Annotated in this window: 14 protein-coding genes; 6 read left to right on the top strand and 8 right to left on the bottom strand. The window is 42.1% G+C overall.

The features are described from left to right. Positions 1-183: 183 nt before the first annotated feature. Complete coding sequence (locus BV375_RS16110) at positions 184-807, bottom strand: class I SAM-dependent methyltransferase (protein WP_086762185.1); 624 nt, start codon at positions 805-807, stop codon at positions 184-186. A gap of 93 nt (positions 808-900) precedes the next feature. Here BV375_RS16110 and hemH point away from each other — a divergent pair, with 93 nt between their 5' ends. Then, positions 901-2064, top strand: a complete 1164-nt coding sequence (hemH, locus tag BV375_RS16105; RefSeq protein ID WP_086762184.1) for a ferrochelatase — start codon at positions 901-903, stop codon at positions 2062-2064. Between the two features lie 90 nt (positions 2065-2154). Further along, a complete protein-coding gene (locus BV375_RS16100; RefSeq protein ID WP_086762182.1) occupies positions 2155-3207 on the top strand; it encodes a WD40 repeat domain-containing protein in 1053 nt (350 codons plus the stop codon). Between the two features lie 200 nt (positions 3208-3407). Here the strand turns inward: BV375_RS16100 and BV375_RS16095 are convergent, their stop codons facing one another. From BV375_RS16095 to BV375_RS16085, 3 genes are all read right to left on the bottom strand, one after another. Further along, positions 3408-3971, bottom strand: a complete 564-nt coding sequence (locus BV375_RS16095; protein WP_086762181.1) for a DUF4126 domain-containing protein — start codon at positions 3969-3971, stop codon at positions 3408-3410. Positions 3972-4170: 199 nt separating this feature from the next. Beyond that, complete coding sequence (gene purB, locus BV375_RS16090; protein WP_086762179.1) at positions 4171-5466, bottom strand: adenylosuccinate lyase; 1296 nt, start codon at positions 5464-5466, stop codon at positions 4171-4173. A gap of 40 nt (positions 5467-5506) precedes the next feature. Then, on the bottom strand, positions 5507-6058 hold the full coding sequence (locus tag BV375_RS16085) for a DUF421 domain-containing protein (RefSeq protein WP_086762177.1): 552 nt from the start codon (positions 6056-6058) through the stop codon (positions 5507-5509). 655 nt (positions 6059-6713) lie between these two features. On the opposite strand from BV375_RS16085, the gene BV375_RS16080 reads away from it, so the two are divergent. The 3 genes from BV375_RS16080 (at position 6714) to BV375_RS16070 (ending at position 11688) form a co-directional block, all read left to right on the top strand. Next, a complete protein-coding gene (locus BV375_RS16080) occupies positions 6714-7757 on the top strand; it encodes a serine/threonine-protein kinase (RefSeq protein WP_086762175.1) in 1044 nt (347 codons plus the stop codon). 744 nt (positions 7758-8501) lie between these two features. After that, complete coding sequence (locus BV375_RS16075) at positions 8502-10538, top strand: serine/threonine-protein kinase (protein ID WP_086762173.1); 2037 nt, start codon at positions 8502-8504, stop codon at positions 10536-10538. A gap of 106 nt (positions 10539-10644) precedes the next feature. After that, on the top strand, positions 10645-11688 hold the full coding sequence (locus BV375_RS16070; RefSeq protein WP_086762172.1) for a WD40 repeat domain-containing protein: 1044 nt from the start codon (positions 10645-10647) through the stop codon (positions 11686-11688). A gap of 64 nt (positions 11689-11752) precedes the next feature. Here BV375_RS16070 and BV375_RS16065 read toward each other — a convergent pair whose 3' ends face one another. The 3 genes from BV375_RS16065 to BV375_RS36900 form a co-directional block, all read right to left on the bottom strand. Further along, complete coding sequence (locus BV375_RS16065; protein ID WP_086762170.1) at positions 11753-13312, bottom strand: glycosyltransferase family 39 protein; 1560 nt, start codon at positions 13310-13312, stop codon at positions 11753-11755. 91 nt (positions 13313-13403) lie between these two features. Next, positions 13404-14711, bottom strand: a complete 1308-nt coding sequence (locus BV375_RS16060; protein ID WP_243713956.1) for a PPC domain-containing protein — start codon at positions 14709-14711, stop codon at positions 13404-13406. A gap of 339 nt (positions 14712-15050) precedes the next feature. Next, positions 15051-15188 carry a hypothetical protein gene (locus BV375_RS36900; RefSeq protein ID WP_166507457.1) on the bottom strand — a complete coding sequence of 46 codons (138 nt, stop codon included), beginning with the start codon at positions 15186-15188 and terminating at the stop codon, positions 15051-15053. A 38-nt stretch (positions 15189-15226) separates the two neighbouring features. On the opposite strand from BV375_RS36900, the gene BV375_RS16055 reads away from it, so the two are divergent. After that, positions 15227-17242 carry a serine/threonine-protein kinase gene (locus tag BV375_RS16055; protein ID WP_086762166.1) on the top strand — a complete coding sequence of 672 codons (2016 nt, stop codon included), beginning with the start codon at positions 15227-15229 and terminating at the stop codon, positions 17240-17242. Positions 17243-17722: 480 nt separating this feature from the next. Here BV375_RS16055 and BV375_RS16050 read toward each other — a convergent pair whose 3' ends face one another. Beyond that, entirely contained in the window at positions 17723-18526 is an 804-nt protein-coding gene (locus BV375_RS16050; protein ID WP_086762165.1) for an SDR family NAD(P)-dependent oxidoreductase, read from the bottom strand. Positions 18527-18763 lie beyond the last annotated feature (237 nt).

The raw sequence follows: 18763 nt of genomic DNA, 5'->3' as shown, positions 1-18763 counted from the left end.
CTCATTAACTCAGCACTGCTGGGTCTTTTTGGATGGCTTAGTCTAAACTCCAGTATTAAGCTTTAGAACAAATTTAATTTAAGCCATGTAATACTGCCACAGAATTTACACTGAGGACGAAAAAGGCAGGAATAATCTTCTAGGGGAATTTAGGTAAACCTATGAAAAATAAAAATATATCTTTCACTTTTTTGCCTGAATCACCTGTAAACTTCCACCTGCATATAACTTAGGTTCATTAACCTCAAACCCTTTTGCTATCAACAAATCACGCAAATCAGTCTTTAATAGCTGCCAAGCTGTGTCGGTCTCAAATAACAGCAAAAATAGTGAAACTCCAGGCCAGAATATAGGATTTGTGGGAGCGTGAAAATCTACTAGTGTAAACACACCACCCGGTTTGAGGACTCGATAAACCTCAGTAATAATTTTGTGCAATTGCTCAGTTTCCATCTCGTGCAGCGCCACACTTGTATGCACTACATCAAATTCACCATCCACAAAGGGCATATTTTCTGCAAAAGCTTCCACATAGGAGGCGCTAGGCACATTTTGCTTTGCCCGTTTCAAAGATAAGGGAGAGGCATCCAACCCTGTTACATTTTGTGAATATTTCACCAAAAATTGTGTTGATTGACCACTGCCACAACATAAATCTAAAATTTTAGTCTCTGAGTTGATTGTTAAACCATGCAAAGCTAGTTGGCGAAACCGAGTTTCACCGCCTACACTTAATGCCGCTAAACCTGATATGCCGTCATACAGCCACTGATAGCGATAACTCCAGTCCCTTAAAATTGTTGCCATAACAACTTTCTGTCCTGTTAACCTTTATATTTAATAAAGATATATTGTTAACATTAGTAAAAAAACTGAAAGGGTTGGGGGAAAGTAACTGCTATGGGTCGTGTAGGCGTCTTATTACTCAATCTCGGTGGTCCAGATAAGCTGGAAGATGTTGGTCCGTTTTTGTTTAACCTGTTTTCTGATCCAGAAATTATTCGCCTACCATTTCGTTGGCTGCAAAGACCCCTAGCTTGGTTCATTGCTTCACGGCGCACTAAAACATCGCAAGAAAACTACAAGCAAATTGGGGGTGGTTCCCCATTGCGACGTATTACAGAAGCGCAAGGTGAAGCTTTGAAAGAACAGCTGAGCGAGCTGGGGCAAGAGGCTAATATTTATGTGGGAATGCGTTACTGGCATCCTTATACCGAAGAAGCGATCGCTCTGCTGACTCAAGATAATATCGAAAGCTTAGTAATTCTACCCCTATACCCCCAATTTTCCATCAGTACCAGTGGTTCCAGCTTCCGCCTTTTAGAAAAACTTTGGCAAGAAAACCCAAAACTGCAACCTCTTAAATACACAGTTATTCCTTCCTGGTATAAACAATCGGGCTATCTGCAAGCAATGGCAGAACTCATCGCCCAAGAACTCGATCAATTTCCCAATCCTGATGAAGTTCATATCTTCTTCAGCGCTCATGGTGTACCTAAAAGCTATGTTGAAGAAGCAGGCGACCCTTACCAGCAAGAAATTGAGGAATGTACGGTTTTGATTATGCGTACCCTCAATCGTCCTAATGCCCACACGTTAGCTTATCAAAGTCGTGTAGGTCCGGTAGAGTGGCTTCAACCTTACACAGAGGATGCACTAAAAGAATTAGGGGCCCAAGGTGTCAAAGATTTAGTTGTCGTACCTATCAGTTTTGTCTCAGAACACATTGAGACATTACAAGAAATCGATATTGAGTATCGCGAAGTAGCCGAGGAAGCGGGAATTCATAACTTCCGGCGTGTACCTGCTCCCAATACCCATCCAGTCTTTATTAGAGCGTTGGCAGATCTGGTAATTGATGCGCTCAAACAACCCAGTTTCAAGCTTTCGCAAGCTGCTCAGATGAAGAAAAGGGTTAAAATGTATCCCCAAGAGCGTTGGGAATGGGGTATAACCACTAGCGCCGAAGTCTGGAATGGTCGGATTGCGATGCTGGGCTTTATTGCCTTAATTATCGAGCTAGTTACCGGACGGGGACTACTCCATATGATTGGCCTTTTGTAACCACTACGCGCAGTGAAAGTAACAAAGGAACAGTATGTTGTTGAACGAGTCGAGTCAGATATAAAGCTTTAGGTGCAGACCTATAATGTAATGACTCTGAACCAAATTCCTTGGAAAGCACTCACAGTATGGACTCTTACTGTAGTAATTACTGCTGTTTCCGGTTGCACTGCATTGACTACCAAAGATCAGGGCTTAATTACCCAATCTTCGCAAAATAGTCAACCACTCCGCAAGCTCTCAACAGGGTCAGATTCGGGTTATTCGGTTGCTTATTCTACAGAATTATCTAGGGTAAACAATCCTGTTGCTTCTACTCTTGCCAGTGCTGGTGCTAAAACTGTTAAACTTTGGAATCCCAGCACTGGAGAACTCATCCGTACCTTCACCGGACAGGCTTGGGCTGTTAACTTTAGCCCAGATGGTCGGATTCTCGCTAGTGGTAGTCAGAATGGAACGCTTAATCTGTGGGATGTTAGCACTGGAGAACTCATCCGTACCCTCAAGCATTCAGAACCAGTAATTGATGTGGTCTTTAGTCCAGATGGGCAGACTCTAGCCAGTGGTCTCGACCAGGGCGCTAACATCAGGCTGTGGAATTGGCGCACTGGAAAAATCATCCGCATCCCTGATGATTCCAATACTTCCACAAGGGGAATTGATAATTTCAAATCTGTACCCATCGCTTTTAGCCCAGATGGTCTGACCTTCTTTGCTAGAAATGGTTCAGGCAAAGCTAGTCAGTTGTGGAATGTTAGTACTGGTAAACTTCTGCGTAGCTTCGATGCTAAATCATTGATTAATGATGTCGCTATCAGTTCAGATGGAAAAACCCTTGCCACTGGCATCCGCGATCGCGCTATTAAGCTGTGGAATGTTAATACTGGCAAACTCATTCACACTTTGACTGGTCATGCAGGTGAAGTTAGATCCGTTGCTTTCAGTCCAGATGGAACAACTCTCGCCAGTGGTAGCCAAGACGGTACTATCAAGCTATGGAATGTTAGTTCGGGCAAACTGATCGACACTTTCACGGCACAAAAAGAAAACGTTTGGTCTGTCGCTTTCAATCCCGATGGCAAGACTCTCGCCAGTGGCAGTCAGGATGGCATTATTAAGATTTGGCAGGTATTACCACAATAAACCTACTACTCGAGCAACCCAACATTGCTGGTTGAAGGCAGTAGGGGAGCAGAGAAAGCAGGGGAGGGGTGTTCTGCAAATCCAGGTAAACATTACAGCAATTTTTAGGTAAATAGACCATGCTCTAAGGGCACAGCAGTGCTGGTGCCCCTACGATAGATATGATTTAAATATGTGTAAACTGCTGTAACCTTTGACCTTTAACTCCTAGCTTTTGACTGCTGACGGCGATACTGCCAATACCAGTCATACCATTCCTTAGCACTACGAATTGCCAACCAGAGGAGGATAAAAGTAATTAATCCTCCTGGCCAGGGAGCATTAAAGGCCAATAGTACTAGAGCAACGCACAAAAAATCTTGAAGAAATACTGCCCACAGTGGTAAGCCACGCAAGCGATAGAACCAACCGACTTGCACTAGTTGGAATACTAAAGCTAACAAACCGCCAATAAAAGCAATTAGCCAAGTTGGGGCTATTGTTGTTGAAGATACTGCTAACCCCATTATTGCTCCCACAATGGGGGACAACAATAACTCAAATATTTGTAGTACTCTCTGCCCCAAGCGCTTTTTTGAAGCAACTAGTTCAATCAAAGACCAAACAGTAACGAAGCCTAGCAATACTGAAGGTGAGATGTGAGACAAAATCGGAACTTTTGACCAGAGGTGTCCTCCATGCAACAATCCAATAATCAGTAAGGGTATACCTATTCTGATTCCTGCTGCCGCAGAAGCGGAAAGTATGGCTAGTATGTCAATCATCAGGACACTCAAAGCGCTACTAAATAGGCCAACAGTTGCGATTAATATTTTTCAAGGAAATTAAGCGTGAAAGATTAAATAATTTAAGTACAAGAGTTATATAATAATTTACATCAAAAAAATATGTTTTGGGGTTGGGCATTGAGGAAGGGACAAGGAGAATAATTAATGACCTTGCCCAATGCCCAATATCCGACGTCTAAATACCCAGTCGTTGATACACCTGTTCTAAATGCCGCAGATGTTGCTGGGGGTCAAAACACAACTCAATTTCTGCTGGGGATAACTTTTCAGTAACACGAGGATCTTTAGTAATTAAATCGTGGAAATTACCTTCCGGTTTGTTCCAAGCGGTGTGAGCATTTTCTTGAACGATCGCATACGCCTCTTCGCGGTTAGTTCCTTTTTCCACCAAAGCAAGTAGCACTTTCTGACTAAATACCACCCCGCCATAGCAGTTGAGATTTCGTTGCATATTTTCGGGATAGACGAGGAGGTTGGTTACCAAATCGGTGATTTCTACCAACATGAAGTGGGTCAAAATGCAAGCATCTGGTAATATCACCCGTTCTACAGAACTGTGAGAAATATCTCGCTCATGCCAGAGGGCGATGTCTTCCAAAGCTGCACCTGCATGACTTCTCACCAGTCGCGCCATTCCTGTAAGCCGTTCGGAACGGATGGGATTACGCTTGTGGGGCATGGCTGAGGAACCTTTTTGACCTTTGGCAAAAAATTCTTCAACTTCGAGAACGTCTGTTTTTTGCAGATTGCGAACTTCTACCGCAAAGCGTTCAATAGATGCGGCAACTAAGGCTAATTGCTGCAAGTAATCAGCGTGGATATCACGGGAAATAACTTGTGTGGAGGCGGTATCAGGTTTAAGTCCGAGTTTTTGACAGGCGATCGCTTCTACACGTGGTTCAATATTGGCATAGGTTCCCACTGCACCAGAAATCTTACCTACAGCAATTGTTTTGCGGAGAATTTGTAAGCGTTCTTGGTGTCGCAACACCTCTGCTAGCCACCCAGCTAGCTTAAATCCGAAGGTGATTGGTTCAGCATGAATGCCATGAGAACGCCCAATCATCACTGTATAACGATGTTCTTTGGCCTTTTGACGAATTGCCTGGATTAAATCTTCTAGGCGTTGCAATAATAGATCCAGACTGGCTACTAATTGCAATGCTAAAGCTGTATCCAGCACATCGGAACTAGTTAAGCCCAGGTGAATATAGCGGCCTGCATCACCAACATATTCATTGACATTGGTTAAAAAAGCGATAACATCGTGGCGGACTTCAGCCTCAATTTCTAATACGCGCTTTGGATCAAAATTCGCCTTTGCTTTAATTTCTTCAACCGCACCAGACGGAATGTAACCTAGTTCAGCCTGTGCCTCACAAACAGCAATTTCTACTTGCAGCCAAGTTTTTAGCTTATAGGCTTCACTCCAGAGATTACCCATTTCGGGCAAGGTATAACGCTCAATCACAATCCGCCACAGAATACAACCGTCATATTTTACATTTTAATTAGGGCATATCACTTTTTGATTTAACTTCTTGTTTAGCAATAGAACTATTTTTTGAGTCGGATGTGATGACACTAATGCTACCGTCAGCTTCCATAAATGCTAACTTCACATCGTCCAAAAACTCGATACTTTGCTGGCGTAACTTACTCATCAACTCATCTTCTGTGATCAATTCCCTTTCCAGATGCCGATGAATTATTCGACCATTTTTTACAAGCAGCAGTGGTGGAGGATTAAGAAAGCGCTGAAACTGAGGAAGTTTGTAACCCAACCAGTTAAGCAAGTAGCTCCAAAAAATTACAGTCCCTACCAAAATAGCGCCTTCAGTAATAGATGTATAATTACTTGCCATTGCGTTTTGGGCGGCTTCAGCGAACAGCACAACTACTAATAAGTCAGTAATTCCTAAAGTTCCCATCTGTCGGCTAGGCAATAAGCGTAGCACTGAGAACAGCGCTAGATAAACCAGCGAACCGCGTATAATCAATTCCAGTACACTGATGTTAGGCACAAAGATTGCTTGCCAATTTATATAAAGCCATTTGTCCATTAACGCTAAATTCCTCTCTTGATCCCAGATGCAATTACATCGCTTAAATAAGATATTTACAGAAGACTGATTGATAATATTTCACCCGCAAGTATCAAATAAACAAAATTCATTGCCCATATTTGAGTAATTTAAACCAAACCTCGTCCAAGTTGGGAACGGGAAACGGTGAAGAGTGTATGCTTTGCAAGCAAAACCCGATCAAGAAAAAGCTATGATTTTCAAAGTAGAGGCGGTTTAATAATAGTTAGCTTTTTTTGTCAGTGATTTTTTGGATAAGAGTAGAGAATCATCTCAGAGGCTAGTTGATTTCTGTAAAAAACTAATCTCCAAATTGTTTTGCTGTCTGAAACGAATTAAAGATTTCTGCATTGAAGCGCTCGCCCTTGGTCTGTAGAGATGAAAAGGGAACTTTATCTGTGAAAGCTTTGATGCTAAATTAATACTTTATACTAACTTAGCAATTGCTGCCTAAGTAGATTTACAAGTCAATATGATCAACAGCAATTTTCCATAACTTTTTAAATTTTTTATGGGGAATTCTGTATGTAAATACTGGGAAAAATTATGATTTGGCAAAGATATAGTAATCCTACTACCAGTTAGGAAGCTTTATCGTTAAATTAAAGACAAGTAGAGTAGCCGTTCTGAAGCAATGAATCGATTTTCCCCACAAATCAGACATCTTCACGAGTGCATCCAGCAAACTCGGCTTGGACAGATGTGCGGCTCTCCAGAACGATTTCGCGATCGCTATGAAATTCTGAAAATTTTAGGTAGAGGTGGTTTTGGAATCACCTTTCTAGCTAAGAATGCTGTGTTACCTGGTAAGCCTTTGTGTGTAATTAAGCAACTCTGTCCTAAGGTAACTAGTATCCAAAGTTGGGAAAGGGCTTGCCAGCGCTTTGAAAAAGAAGCAAAAGCTTTGGGAGCATTAGGTAATCATCCACAAATCCCCATGCTCTTAGACTACTTTGAAGTTAAGGGAGAGTTTTATTTAGTTCAAGAGTACGTACGTGGTTCTACTTTGTCCCGTGAAGTGAAAAAATCCGGCCCCAAAAGTGAAGCCGCAGTTAAACAGTTTTTGCAGGAATTATTACCAGTCTTACAGTATCTTCATCAACATCATGTCATTCATCGGGATATTAAGCCGCATAACTTATTGCGTTGTGAAGATCACCACCGGGTTGTGCTGATTGATTTTGGCGCAGTGAAAGAGGAATTGGCTGATGCTTGTGAGCACTCAATCAGTAATAATGGCACTACTAACTTTGTGGGAACGATAGGATTTGCACCACCAGAACAGTTTGCCTTGCGGCCAGTCTATGCTAGCGATATTTATGCACTCGGTGTAACCTGTGTTTATTTATTAACTGGGAAAGGGCCTTTAGAATTCGACTATGATCCAAATACTGGTGAGATCTGTTGGCAAAAAGAGGTAAATGTAAGTGAAAGTTTTGCTCAAATTTTAGGCAGAATGGTAAAAATTTCCTTAAAAGAACGATTCAAGACGGTTAAGGATGTGATTAGGGCATTGGATTTGGAAAGTTATGTGCCGAGTTTGACTAACTGTTTAACTACCCAACCACGCCGAGGTAAAACTCATATCAAAGAAGAAATTCCTCACATCTACGTACCATCTGTCACACGAACTGCGATCGCTATTCGTGAATGGAAAGCAAAACTTCAAGGTAAGTAGATAGTGTATTAAACAGTGATTTAACTGAAGTATCAAACTAATACCAATTTTTTATGCAGCTGTATAGAATTCGCTCCCCCCTAGCCCCCCTTATATGAAAGTAAAGAAAATAATCCAGTAATTTAGAAGAGGTGAGATCAGCAGGTTTAGACCTCCTCCACTACGTTGAGTTATTACCGACATAATTCCTTAACTTCCATTCAATGGGAAACCAGAAAAACTATCAAAGTTCCCCTTTTTCAGGGAAGCCACTGCGTTGGGCGGGTTTCCCGACTTGTTCGCTGTACTGCAAAGCAGAACCCGAAGGGTAAGCGTTCCCGCAGGGTAGCAAGTGGCGTGGATTTAGGGAGATCTAGATATGTGCAACTTCACATTAAATTGGTATAACAACTAATTATGGATATTTAAAATCAAAAATTTTTAGTAACAAATTTAACTATTTTTTGGTGATAATTAAAACATTTATTATTCAATAATAACGCAGCTAATTTATCACAAAATACATTTTCCCAAGATTAAAAAAAAAGATTATTATATAATCGAGAAATAATTCTTCTGGTTCTTGGAATTTTCCTCAATTCAGGGGAAATTGACTATAATCTACAAACGCTGACTATATTAAGTAATCCCCCATTCCCCAATACAGGGATTTTCTACCACAAGTACACGAGAGCCAGTCTGATAACTAGGGAAATTATGGGTCAAACTTAGCATAATTTGTCATGCAGTAGCGCCTGTCAAATCATGATCTGCTGCTTAAATCCCGATTGCTCAAATCCGCTAAATTCTGATGAAAATAAGGTTTGCCAAGCTTGTGATACCCCGCTCATAGGACTCCTAAGAAATCGCTTCCGTGTTATTCGAGTGCTTTCGGATGAGGGGGGATTTGGCAGAACTTATTTATCACAAGATGTAGATAAACTACATGAACGCTGTGTAATCAAGCAATTAGCTCCAAAGTTTCAAGGAACTTGGTCGCAGAAAAAGGCGATGGAGTTATTTGCTGAAGAAGCTAAACGACTGCAACAACTTGGAGAACATCCGCAAATTCCGACTCTCTTAGCTTACTTTGAGCAAGACCACTGCCTGTATTTAGTGCAGCAGTTTATCAATGGAGAGAATTTGTTAACGGAGTTACAGCAACGCAAAACCTATAAAGATAAAGAGATTCAAGGCATTTTGCTCGATTTGCTACCAATCCTTAAATTCATTCACGACCGCGGAGTCATTCACCGAGATCTCAAGCCAGAAAATATTATCCGGCGTCACAGTGATGGACGCTTATGCTTGATAGATTTTGGCTCCTCAAAGCAATTAACAGCAAGAGTACAAAATAAAATTGGTACTTCTATTGGTTCTCATGGTTACTCTCCAATTGAACAGATTCGAGATGGTAAAGCTTATCCAGCCAGCGATTTATTTGGTTTGGGAACTACCTGCTTTCATCTGTTAACGGGAATTTCTCCGTTTCAGTTGTGGACAGAACATGGATATTCTTGGGTGACAAATTGGCGACAATATTTGCGCAGACCGCTGGATGCGGAATTAGATCGGATAATCGATAAGCTGTTGCAAAAAGATATTCGCTACCGCTATCAATCAGTAGATGAAGTTATCAAGGACTTGTCACAAAAACAACCACTGCGACTGCTACCAGCAGTTAAATTCGCTGGTAAAACTCCAAAAACTCAGACACAATATTTACCAAAAAAATATAATTTTCTGAGACTGCTGATCTTGGTATCTGCTGCTATCTTATTATTTGGATTTGGAGACTCTTGGTATAAACAATTTCACCAGATGCAAACGAGTTTATTTTCTCGCCTGAGTAAAGAGAATAATCATTCACGTAATAGTGAAGCAGTTTTAAGCCAGCAACAAAAGATAACTTTGGGGAATATTTCTTTAGCTAATACTCTCTCAGGAAATGAAAATGGGATTTTATCTGTTGCTATTAGCCCTAATGGTCGCTTGTTTGCTAGCAACAGCGATCGCACAATCAAATTATGGAATCTAGCAACAGGAAAGGAAATCTTCACCCTAAACGCTCACTCTCAGAGAGTGAATGTTGTGACTATCAGCTCTAATGGTGAAACCCTGGTTAGTGGTAGTGATGACAACAGTATCAAAGTTTGGAATTTGGCAACAGGTAAAGTAATTCACACCTTAATTGGGCATTCTGACTCAGTTCATGCCTTAGTTATTAGCCCAGATGGTAAAACCTTGGTGAGTGGTAGTGATGACAACACCATCAAAGTTTGGAATTTAGAAACAGGAACTCACATCCGTACATTAGTAGGACATGAATTCTGGGTGCGGTCAATGGCTATTAGCCCAGATGGTAAGATTCTGGCTAGCGGTAGTTTTGATAAAACTATCAAACTGTGGAATTTATCGAAGGGATACGCAATTCGTACCTTGAGAGGTGATGGTAAAACGATTACCTCTCTGGCTATCAGTCCCAATGGTAAAACCCTTGCTAGTGCCAACCGCGATCGCACAATTAAATTGTGGAATTTATCTACAGGTCAAGAAATGCGCACATTGGTAGGTCATGACACAACAGTCACATCACTTGCTATTTCTCCAGATGGTCAGATCCTTGCTAGTGGCAGTCGTGATCGCACAATCAAATTGTGGAATTTATCTACAGGAGAAGAATTTTTAACGTTAACTGGACATACCAACACCGTAACATCCCTCAGCTTTAGCCCTGATGGTAAAACCCTCATCAGTGGTAGTGAGGACAACACTATTAAGATTTGGCATGTGTCTAGATAGAAACTTTGTAAAGCAATTATAATTTTATTTTATAAGATTCAGTAATTGTATCTAAAATGCTTGCTATATTGTGCAGCATTAGGGTGATGCTACTGGGGGATATGCGATGTCTGTAAATCTGATGAACTCAAAAATTAGATTCTTAACGGCCACAATTTTCCTGGCGTTAGGATTTGGAGGAGTTTGGTCTTCGCAATTTCCCGTAGCTGCAACTGGTGAGACTTCTTCTAATCAAATAGCACCCGATGCTTTAACGCTCAACGGGCATTCTGGCTCAGTTAAGGCTGTAGCTATCAGCCCGGATGGAAAGACCCTTGCTAGTGTTAGTACAGACAACAATATCAAACTCTGGAATTTGACTACTGGACAGCAAGTCCGTACCTTAGTAGGGCATACTAACTGGGTTAATTCCCTAGCTTTTAGCCCAGATGGTAAGACTCTTGCCAGTGGTAGTTTAGACAAAACTATCAAATTGTGGAATCTGGCGACAGGAGAAGAAATCCGTACTCTTAAAGGACATTTACTCTCGGTTCAGTCTGTAGCGTTTAGCCCGGATGGCAGTACTCTAGCTAGTGGTAGTTGGGATCAGACGATTAAACTGTGGAATTCTACTACTGGAGAAGTCATCCGCACCCTCAAAGGGGAGTGCGATATTTTTAATTCTGTAGCGTTTAGCCCGGATGGCAATACTCTTGCCAGTAGCAATCATTTTGATAAGAATATCAAACTGTGGGATCTGTCTACTGGGGCAGTCAAACGCACCCTAACAGGTCATCTCGGTGTAGTAAATTCTGTAACGATTAGTCCCGATGGTCAAACCCTTGCCAGTGGAAGTTGGGACGGCACAATCAAATTGTGGAACCTGCCTACAGGACGAGAAATCACTACCTTCAAAGGAGATAAAACCAAAGTTTGGTCGGTAGCTTTCAGCCCCGATGGTCAAACACTTGCCAGTGGTGGTTGGGATGGTACTGTAAGACTGTGGAATGTGTCTCACAAACAGGAAATCCGCACTTTTACCGGGCATACCAATAAGATTTGGGCTGTGGCCTTCAACCCTAATGGCAAGACCATTGTCAGTGCTAGTAAGGACAGAACCATCAAAGTTTGGCCGGTGTCGCCATCAAACGACGAAAGATCAGGACAATGAGGATCAGAGGAAGGAAAACAACGAGGACAAGCAAGAAATAATAACTATTGCTCTTGTCTATTGACTAATTACGGCTGGGAGCAATTAAGGTAAATCCTTCTGCTGTGCCTAGAGTTTTGCTGTGAGGAAGTTGCAGAGAATTGAGCGTTGCTTGATCTAATAGCAGGTAAGATTTTTTTACCCATTGGATTTGTAATTCTGCACTTGTTGCACTTTTAACTTGGCGATCGCTATAAAAGTCTAAACTAGGACGACCATAGGCAAAAGATGTGTAGATCGCAGCATCTTTAGGAGTATGTTGTTGTAGCAAAGCCGCAACAGGCTGAACAGCAAAGGCTTCATTCAGTTCCCACACCCAAACTGGAGAATTCACAAATATTCCTAAAATCAAGTAAACGCCTGCAAATAAAGCCACAATAAATTGGCGATTTTGCTTGGCGATTAACCAGACTGTATAGCTAAAGACGAGTGTGAGCGCAATCCCTAAAGGAAGCAGTGCTACTTGATTACTGACAATAAAATAGATACAGCTGCCACTCCCAACCAACGCCGCCGAACCAAATAGCCACTTCCAAGCACTAGGGTAAGGTTGAGGATGCTGCCAAACTACGGCAAGTTTTGCGCCTACCGCTAAAGCCACAAAGGGATAGAGGGGCATGATATACCACGGTAGCTTAGTGCGCATCACAGAAATCGTCAGCCCATAAACCACTATTCCCACCAAGGTTAATCGCCCCCAACTGCTATGGCGTTGTTGCCATGCCAAAATTAAACCACTGGGCAGAAAAAGCACCCAAGGAAAACTATATTTGAGTAACTCTACAACATAGTACCAAGGAGGGCCATCATGATTGTGAAACGGCTGCCAAATCCGTTGTACCAAAGGCCCAAAAAAACGTCCTTGCCAGAATTCTGCCCCGTAATGTTGTCCTTGGGCAGCATACCAGGCAATCACAGGTAGAATGCCTACGAATAGACCAATCCAGAGGTAGGGATTTTTGAATAGGGAGAGTCGTCTATCTATTACTAAGAATAAAAAAGCGATCGCCCCTAAAACAAATGCCATTTCTCCCCTAGCTAAAATTAGCAGCCCAAACGCCACACCAGGAATTATTGCCCATAATTTATGCTGGCGGGATTTCAGCAGACCTAGCAGCAGTAGCAAAAATAACGTGACGGTAATCCCATCATGCATGGCAAGGCGTCCATGTCTAACAATAGGCAGCAGAGTTAGATAAACTAAGGCAGAAAAAACCGCACTCAACTGTGATGTAAAAATTTCCTGCCCTACCCAGTACAGCAAGGGAACACCACAGGCACTAATTAAGGCTAAAGGTAAGCGGGTTGTCAGTTCACTAATGCCTAGCAGTGAATAGCTAGCAGCGATTAGCCATTCCCCTAAAGGAGGCTTATCGAAGGGTTGTTCATGCAGTAAAGGATAGAGCCAGTTACCAGAACGGTACATATGACGAGCTACGATCGCATAGTAACCCTCATCCCAATCTCGCAGCGTGGCTCCTCCCAAATTCATACTCCACAGCGCTACAGCTGCGAGTAAAAGCCATAAACCTTGCCTGAGTGAGGGTGGGAGGCTGGATGCAGGAGGAAAAGAAAAAATTTTCATGCATCCTAGTGTACGCAGTTGATGACGGTTCATGAACACTATATTTAAGGCGCGTTCAGAAATATTTCCCCAAGCCCCCTCGTCTTTTGAATTAGTAAAGAGTCAAGCGATATCTGCCACGTTCTTGTGGGTTAGCTGAAGTAACCACTACATAGTAAGTATCATCCCCAGGCAACCTGGCGCGGTCAATCAGAGCGCTATACTTACCATCTTTGGCATTATCGGCAGCGACAATCTTTCCTTGAGAATTTAATAAGACTATGTAAGGAGAAAACTCTTCAAACTCACTATCTACACGAATACTAACGAGCTGATCTTTTTTACCCTCAAACTTGGAAACATCGTAGGGGCTTTTATTTTGCTTTAGGGTGAGACTTTGGGCGGTTAGTTCGGCAGTTTCGTCTAGAGCGTAGCTGGCTCTATCATTCCTAAGTGCTAGACTATAGCGACCTGTATCGCCTGGATTGCGGCTAGTGACTGCGATCGTGTAAGTACCTTGAACAGGTAGTCTGACAAATACAAATGCATCTTTAATCCCACCTGTTGTCTGCGTACTGCCTCGTTTCACAATAACGTTATTATTGGGGTCAAGCAGAAACATGTAGGGATTGAGACTAAGGTTATTTGATTGGCGCGTATCAGTACTACCACCAAGCCTAATTTGAATTAGTTGATTTTCTCTACCCTCAAATTGGTAGAAATGATAATACCTACCTTGAGATTGGAAATCACGTTTGCCTAAAATACCAAAGGCGAAATCTACAAAGTTAATTGGTTTGTAATTCAGATTTGCCTGTGGAGAAATAGGTGAACCCCCACGAATTGGCTTGTTACCTGTACTTGGTTTAGTTGTTGGTTGATAGCCGCCCTGTTGTGGACGAGCAGAACCATTATTTACAGGCCTAGGTGTTGGTTCTGTCTCTACGGGTCTGGATGGTCTCGGACTAGTTGCTGGTGTAGTATTTACAGGTCTAGATGGTCTTGGACTTGGTGCTGGTTCTGTTTCTACAGGCCTGGATGGTCTTGGACTAGTTGCTGGTTCTGTCTCTACAGGCCTGGATGGTCTCGGACTTGGCGCTGGTTCTGTCTCTACAGGTCTAGATGGTCTCGGACTTGGTGCTGATTCTGTCTCTACGGGTCTAGATGGTCTCGGACTTGGCGCTGGTTCAGCATTTGTAGTTGTCGGTGGTACACGTGGGGGTAGAGGTGAATCAATAGGTTGAGTGCGTTGTGGAGCTACAGGGGCTGGAGATGTAGGAATTTGCTCAATTCCTTGTTCTACTGCTTCTGGTTGCCTCTCATCTGGTGTTTTGGCAATTGTAAATTTTCCCAAAACTTCTGGGATTTCTAACGCACTGATAGGCAGAGAATAACTCCCAATCAAAAAACTACTGCCCATTGAAAAAATCACAGCCAAATTTGAACAAAAACGAGATTTTTTATTGTTTTTTCTTAATTGCATAACACTCCTCAATTTTTTTTGAATTTTGCGAAAATTTATGAAAAGGAGCCATTGCTCCCTTGCTATTCTCCGACTTATAGCCATTAGCCTTGGTTTCCCTAAATGGCAAACTTTTACCGAGGAATTTGCCCTTTAAATTTGAGCTTAGACACCCACAAAGTGGTTTGCCCTAGGGTAGTAACGCTCACCAATTTATCTGTATCAACAGTGGGATGCGATCAAAGTTTTTTTGAATCTAAATTATTAAAAGTACATAGCTCATATATAATGAGCCACCTACGCAGAGAGGATGCTGCTGGCGATCGCTCTAAAAAAGAATTTATTTTTAATTTTAAATTGTTGAGTTACTTGTAGATTAATTTCCTGATGCAAAATAATCATTAGTGGCAACTTTATAGCAAAATTATGTGTCATGAATTAATATATACGCAAAATGTCAATGGATTCCCAGTATGCGCTGCTGTCTGAATCCCGACTGCCCAAGTCCTCAAAATGCTGATAAAAACAAGGTTTGCCAGAGTTGCAATACACCATTGATACCGCTTTTGCGGGGTCGTTACCGTGTAATTAAAGTAATTTCTGATGAGGGCGGATTTGGTAGAACCTATCTAGCGGAAGATGCGGATAAGCTAAATGAATGGTGTGTAGTTAAACAATTCGCACCAAAAATCCAGGAAACTTCTGCATTGAAGAAAGCAGTTGAGCTATTTAAAGATGAAGCTAAACAACTGCAAAAGTTAGGAGAACATCCGCAAATTCCTACACTTTTGGCTTACTTTGAACAAGATAATTATCTGTTTTTAGTCCAACAATATATCAATGGGCAGAATTTACTCCAAGAATTACAAAAAGGTGTAATCTACAACGAGAGTAAAATTATTGAACTTTTGTTAGATTTACTTCCCATTTTGAAGTTTATCCACGATCGCGGAGTTATTCATCGCGATATTAAGCCACAAAATATTATTCGCCGTCAAAGTGATGGGCGATTAGTCTTAATTGATTTCGGCTCTTCAAAGCAGCTGACAGCAGCAGTGCATACTCAAATCGGAACGACCATTGGCTCACATGGTTATACTCCGATTGAACAAATGCAGGATGGCAAAACTTATCCAGCCAGTGATTTATTCAGTTTAGGTGCGACTTGTTTTCATTTATTAACTAGGATTCGTCCATCTCAACTGTGGATGCAAAATGGCTATAGTTGGGTTAATTCTTGGCAGCAATATTTAAGTAGCGAGGATAGACATAGAGTCGCCTTAGATGTCAATTTGGATTTGGTTCTGGACAAGCTGTTAACAACAGACATCCACAAGCGTTATAGATCTGCTGATGAAGTCATCAAGGATTTGACAACTCAGAAAGCATTAGCAGCATCGCTCCCAACTTTGCTTCCAAGCTCATCAACTACCCAAATACCACAATTCAAAAATCGGCTGTTGATCAGTGCAGCTATTTTCCTGCTGGGATTAGCAGGAATTTTGTATTTACAGTCTCGTCCGCAGCCAGCCATGAGATTCTCTAACCCCAATCAGCCTGCAAACACCACAGGAAATTCCGATCAACCCAACACCCTCAAAGGACATTCCAGCGATGTGAATTCTGTCGCCTTCGCTAATGATGGTGTTACCCTGGCTAGTGGCAGTGATGACAACACAATCAAACTGTGGAATCTAGTAACTAAAAAAGAAATCCGGACTCTCAAGGGACACTCTCGATGGATTTGGACTGTCGCCTTTAGTCCCGATGGTAAAACCCTAGCCAGTGGTAGTGCAGATAAGACTATCAAACTGTGGAATATTTCCACTGGAAAAGAAATCCTGACCTTAAAAGGGCATACCGATGGAATTTCTGCTGTTGCTTTTAGTCCTGATGGTAAAACCCTTGCTAGTGCTAGCTTAGACAAGAAGATTAAACTGTGGAATCTCTCTACTGGCAAGGTAATTCACACTTTGGTGGGACATTCTCAGGCAGTTTCTACTATTGCTTTGAGTCCTGATGGTAGTACCCTTGCTAGTGGTAGTTGGGATAAAACAATTAAACTGTGGAATGTGTCAACAGGAAAAGAAATCCGTACTTTTGTAGGACATTCAGAATTGATTATTTCCGTTGCTTTTAGCCCCGATGGAGTGACTCTTGCCAGTGGAAGTAAAGACAAAACAATCAAATTGTGGAATCTGGTAACTGGCGAGGCAATGCGGACATTGAAAGGTCATTCTGATAAAGTCAATTCTGTTGCTTATCTACCAAAAGTAGAAGATAGCAAAACATTAAATACCATAATTCTTGTTAGTGGCAGTAGTGACAACACAATCAAACTATGGAATACGGTAACTGGAAAAGAAATTCGCACTTTGAAGCGAGATTCTGGTTATATTTATTCGATAGCAACTAGCCCCGATGGCAAAACTATTGCTAGTGGTGGTAGTGCTGAGAACATTATCAAGATTTGGCATTTGTCTGATTAACAATCCCCCTGCTTTGCAGTCATCAGGGCGATTGTTGGTTGATCCAACTATTTGTCTATAGGACTCATATTTGATTTTTGAAATATCAGTAGTGGACTGACACGCCTAAAATGGTGCGTTACAGAAATCTATTTTATCGGTGTTCAAACCGAAGTTCAGATCGGCGGAAACCGCCGATCCGACTTCTCTGTGTGTTCATCAGTGGTTCATTTTCTCCTCGCTAATGCGCTAAATTAGCTGTGTCAGTCCAGTAGTGGCTTGGCAAAGCTAAAGTTGTGCATTAGATTTCTAATTGATAGGGCGCTAAAGCGCAACTACGAACATTTTTTATTGCAACATTTTAGTATTGTCTCGCCACTAAGAATACTTAAATTTTTTCATAAAACAAATCGGATTCCTATACACTTAGGATTCTTACACAGCTTCGAGTCAACTTATGGCTGAGATACCATCTCCTACCGATGCTATATCTTGTGCTTTTTAGTTATTTGCTGACCCTGGCTCAGTAAGCTTACGGTGCTGTTCAGCATTGACCGTGTCAGGCAGTATCTTACTTACAGATCCCTGAACCTTCGTTTTAAGTGACCCTGCAATCACATCATCCTTATCAGCCATCAACGCCTCAAAACCCTGCTTAGCAACAAGAGCCGGATCGTCCTTTTTGCTCGCACCCGCCTTGGTGTCATCCATACCCGCACGGTGGAAAAAGTTGGTATCGGTCGGCCCTGGCATTAGCGCCGTAACAGTAATATCTGTATCCTTTAGTTCGTTGCGTAATCCTTCTGAGAATGAGTGTATAAAAGCTTTAGAAGCTGCGTAGACCGCTTCAAATGGTCCAGGCATAATGGCAGCAATCGACGACGTAAAGAGAATTCGTCCCTTGCCACGCTCTACCATGTCTTTTAGTACCCGTTTGGCGAGATGAACTGACGATACAACATTCAGGTTAATCAGATTAAGCTCTTCCTGGAGGTCAGTTTCACGGGCAAAGTCACCGCCAACACCTACTCCTGCGTTAATTGCGATCGCTTCTACTGGTTGGTGAGTTTCTTTAATCTTATGGTAGAGCGTCTCAACTCCATCATAGGTAGCAAGATCTGCCTGTACCTTCTCAACCTTAGCTCCCAATTCCTCAAAAGCTTGAGCTGCTTCATTAATACTCGGCCCTGCCGATGTTACCAGAAGATCAAAGCCGTTTTGGGCAAACTGTTTAGCAAGTTCGTAGCCGATGCCATTGGAGGCACCTGTTACCACAGCCAGCGGTCGGGTTAACGAACTCTCCATAACTTTTCAAACTCCTTGATGATTACTTCGTGCATATTTGCCATAGCTGGCTGATCTCGTGCGGTCACACCGTGCGCCTGGACTATGACCTTTCAACCCTTACAATGCTAGGGAGGTAGTAAGGTGAGTACGTCTTTCCACAGAAGTATCGCTTGTGTGTCTTTAAGGTTACTTTTTCTAAATAACCTGAGTTCGGGTTAAAGTGTTTGAGATAAAAGCCACTCCATCTGAAGGCTT

It is taken from the genome of Nostoc sp. 106C (genome assembly GCF_002154725.1).
Taxonomy (GTDB): domain Bacteria; phylum Cyanobacteriota; class Cyanobacteriia; order Cyanobacteriales; family Nostocaceae; genus Aulosira.
This window is presented reverse-complemented; position numbering and strand designations above follow the sequence as displayed.

What these genes read in the sequence shown, in the direction of transcription:
- BV375_RS16100 (WP_086762182.1), top strand. Translation starts at nt 2,155, where the DNA reads ATGACTCTGAACCAAATTCCTTGGAAAGCACTCACAGTATGGACTCTT.
- BV375_RS36900 (WP_166507457.1), bottom strand. Translation starts at nt 15,188, where the DNA reads ATGACACATAATTTTGCTATAAAGTTGCCACTAATGATTATTTTGCAT.
- BV375_RS16055 (WP_086762166.1), top strand. Translation starts at nt 15,227, where the DNA reads ATGCGCTGCTGTCTGAATCCCGACTGCCCAAGTCCTCAAAATGCTGAT.
- BV375_RS16080 (WP_086762175.1), top strand. Translation starts at nt 6,714, where the DNA reads ATGAATCGATTTTCCCCACAAATCAGACATCTTCACGAGTGCATCCAG.
- BV375_RS16110 (WP_086762185.1), bottom strand. Translation starts at nt 807, where the DNA reads ATGGCAACAATTTTAAGGGACTGGAGTTATCGCTATCAGTGGCTGTAT.
- BV375_RS16095 (WP_086762181.1), bottom strand. Translation starts at nt 3,971, where the DNA reads ATGATTGACATACTAGCCATACTTTCCGCTTCTGCGGCAGCAGGAATC.
- BV375_RS16075 (WP_086762173.1), top strand. Translation starts at nt 8,502, where the DNA reads ATGATCTGCTGCTTAAATCCCGATTGCTCAAATCCGCTAAATTCTGAT.
- BV375_RS16065 (WP_086762170.1), bottom strand. Translation starts at nt 13,312, where the DNA reads ATGAAAATTTTTTCTTTTCCTCCTGCATCCAGCCTCCCACCCTCACTC.
- BV375_RS16085 (WP_086762177.1), bottom strand. Translation starts at nt 6,058, where the DNA reads ATGGACAAATGGCTTTATATAAATTGGCAAGCAATCTTTGTGCCTAAC.
- BV375_RS16060 (WP_243713956.1), bottom strand. Translation starts at nt 14,711, where the DNA reads ATGGGCAGTAGTTTTTTGATTGGGAGTTATTCTCTGCCTATCAGTGCG.
- hemH (WP_086762184.1), top strand. Translation starts at nt 901, where the DNA reads ATGGGTCGTGTAGGCGTCTTATTACTCAATCTCGGTGGTCCAGATAAG.
- BV375_RS16050 (WP_086762165.1), bottom strand. Translation starts at nt 18,526, where the DNA reads ATGGAGAGTTCGTTAACCCGACCGCTGGCTGTGGTAACAGGTGCCTCC.
- BV375_RS16070 (WP_086762172.1), top strand. Translation starts at nt 10,645, where the DNA reads ATGTCTGTAAATCTGATGAACTCAAAAATTAGATTCTTAACGGCCACA.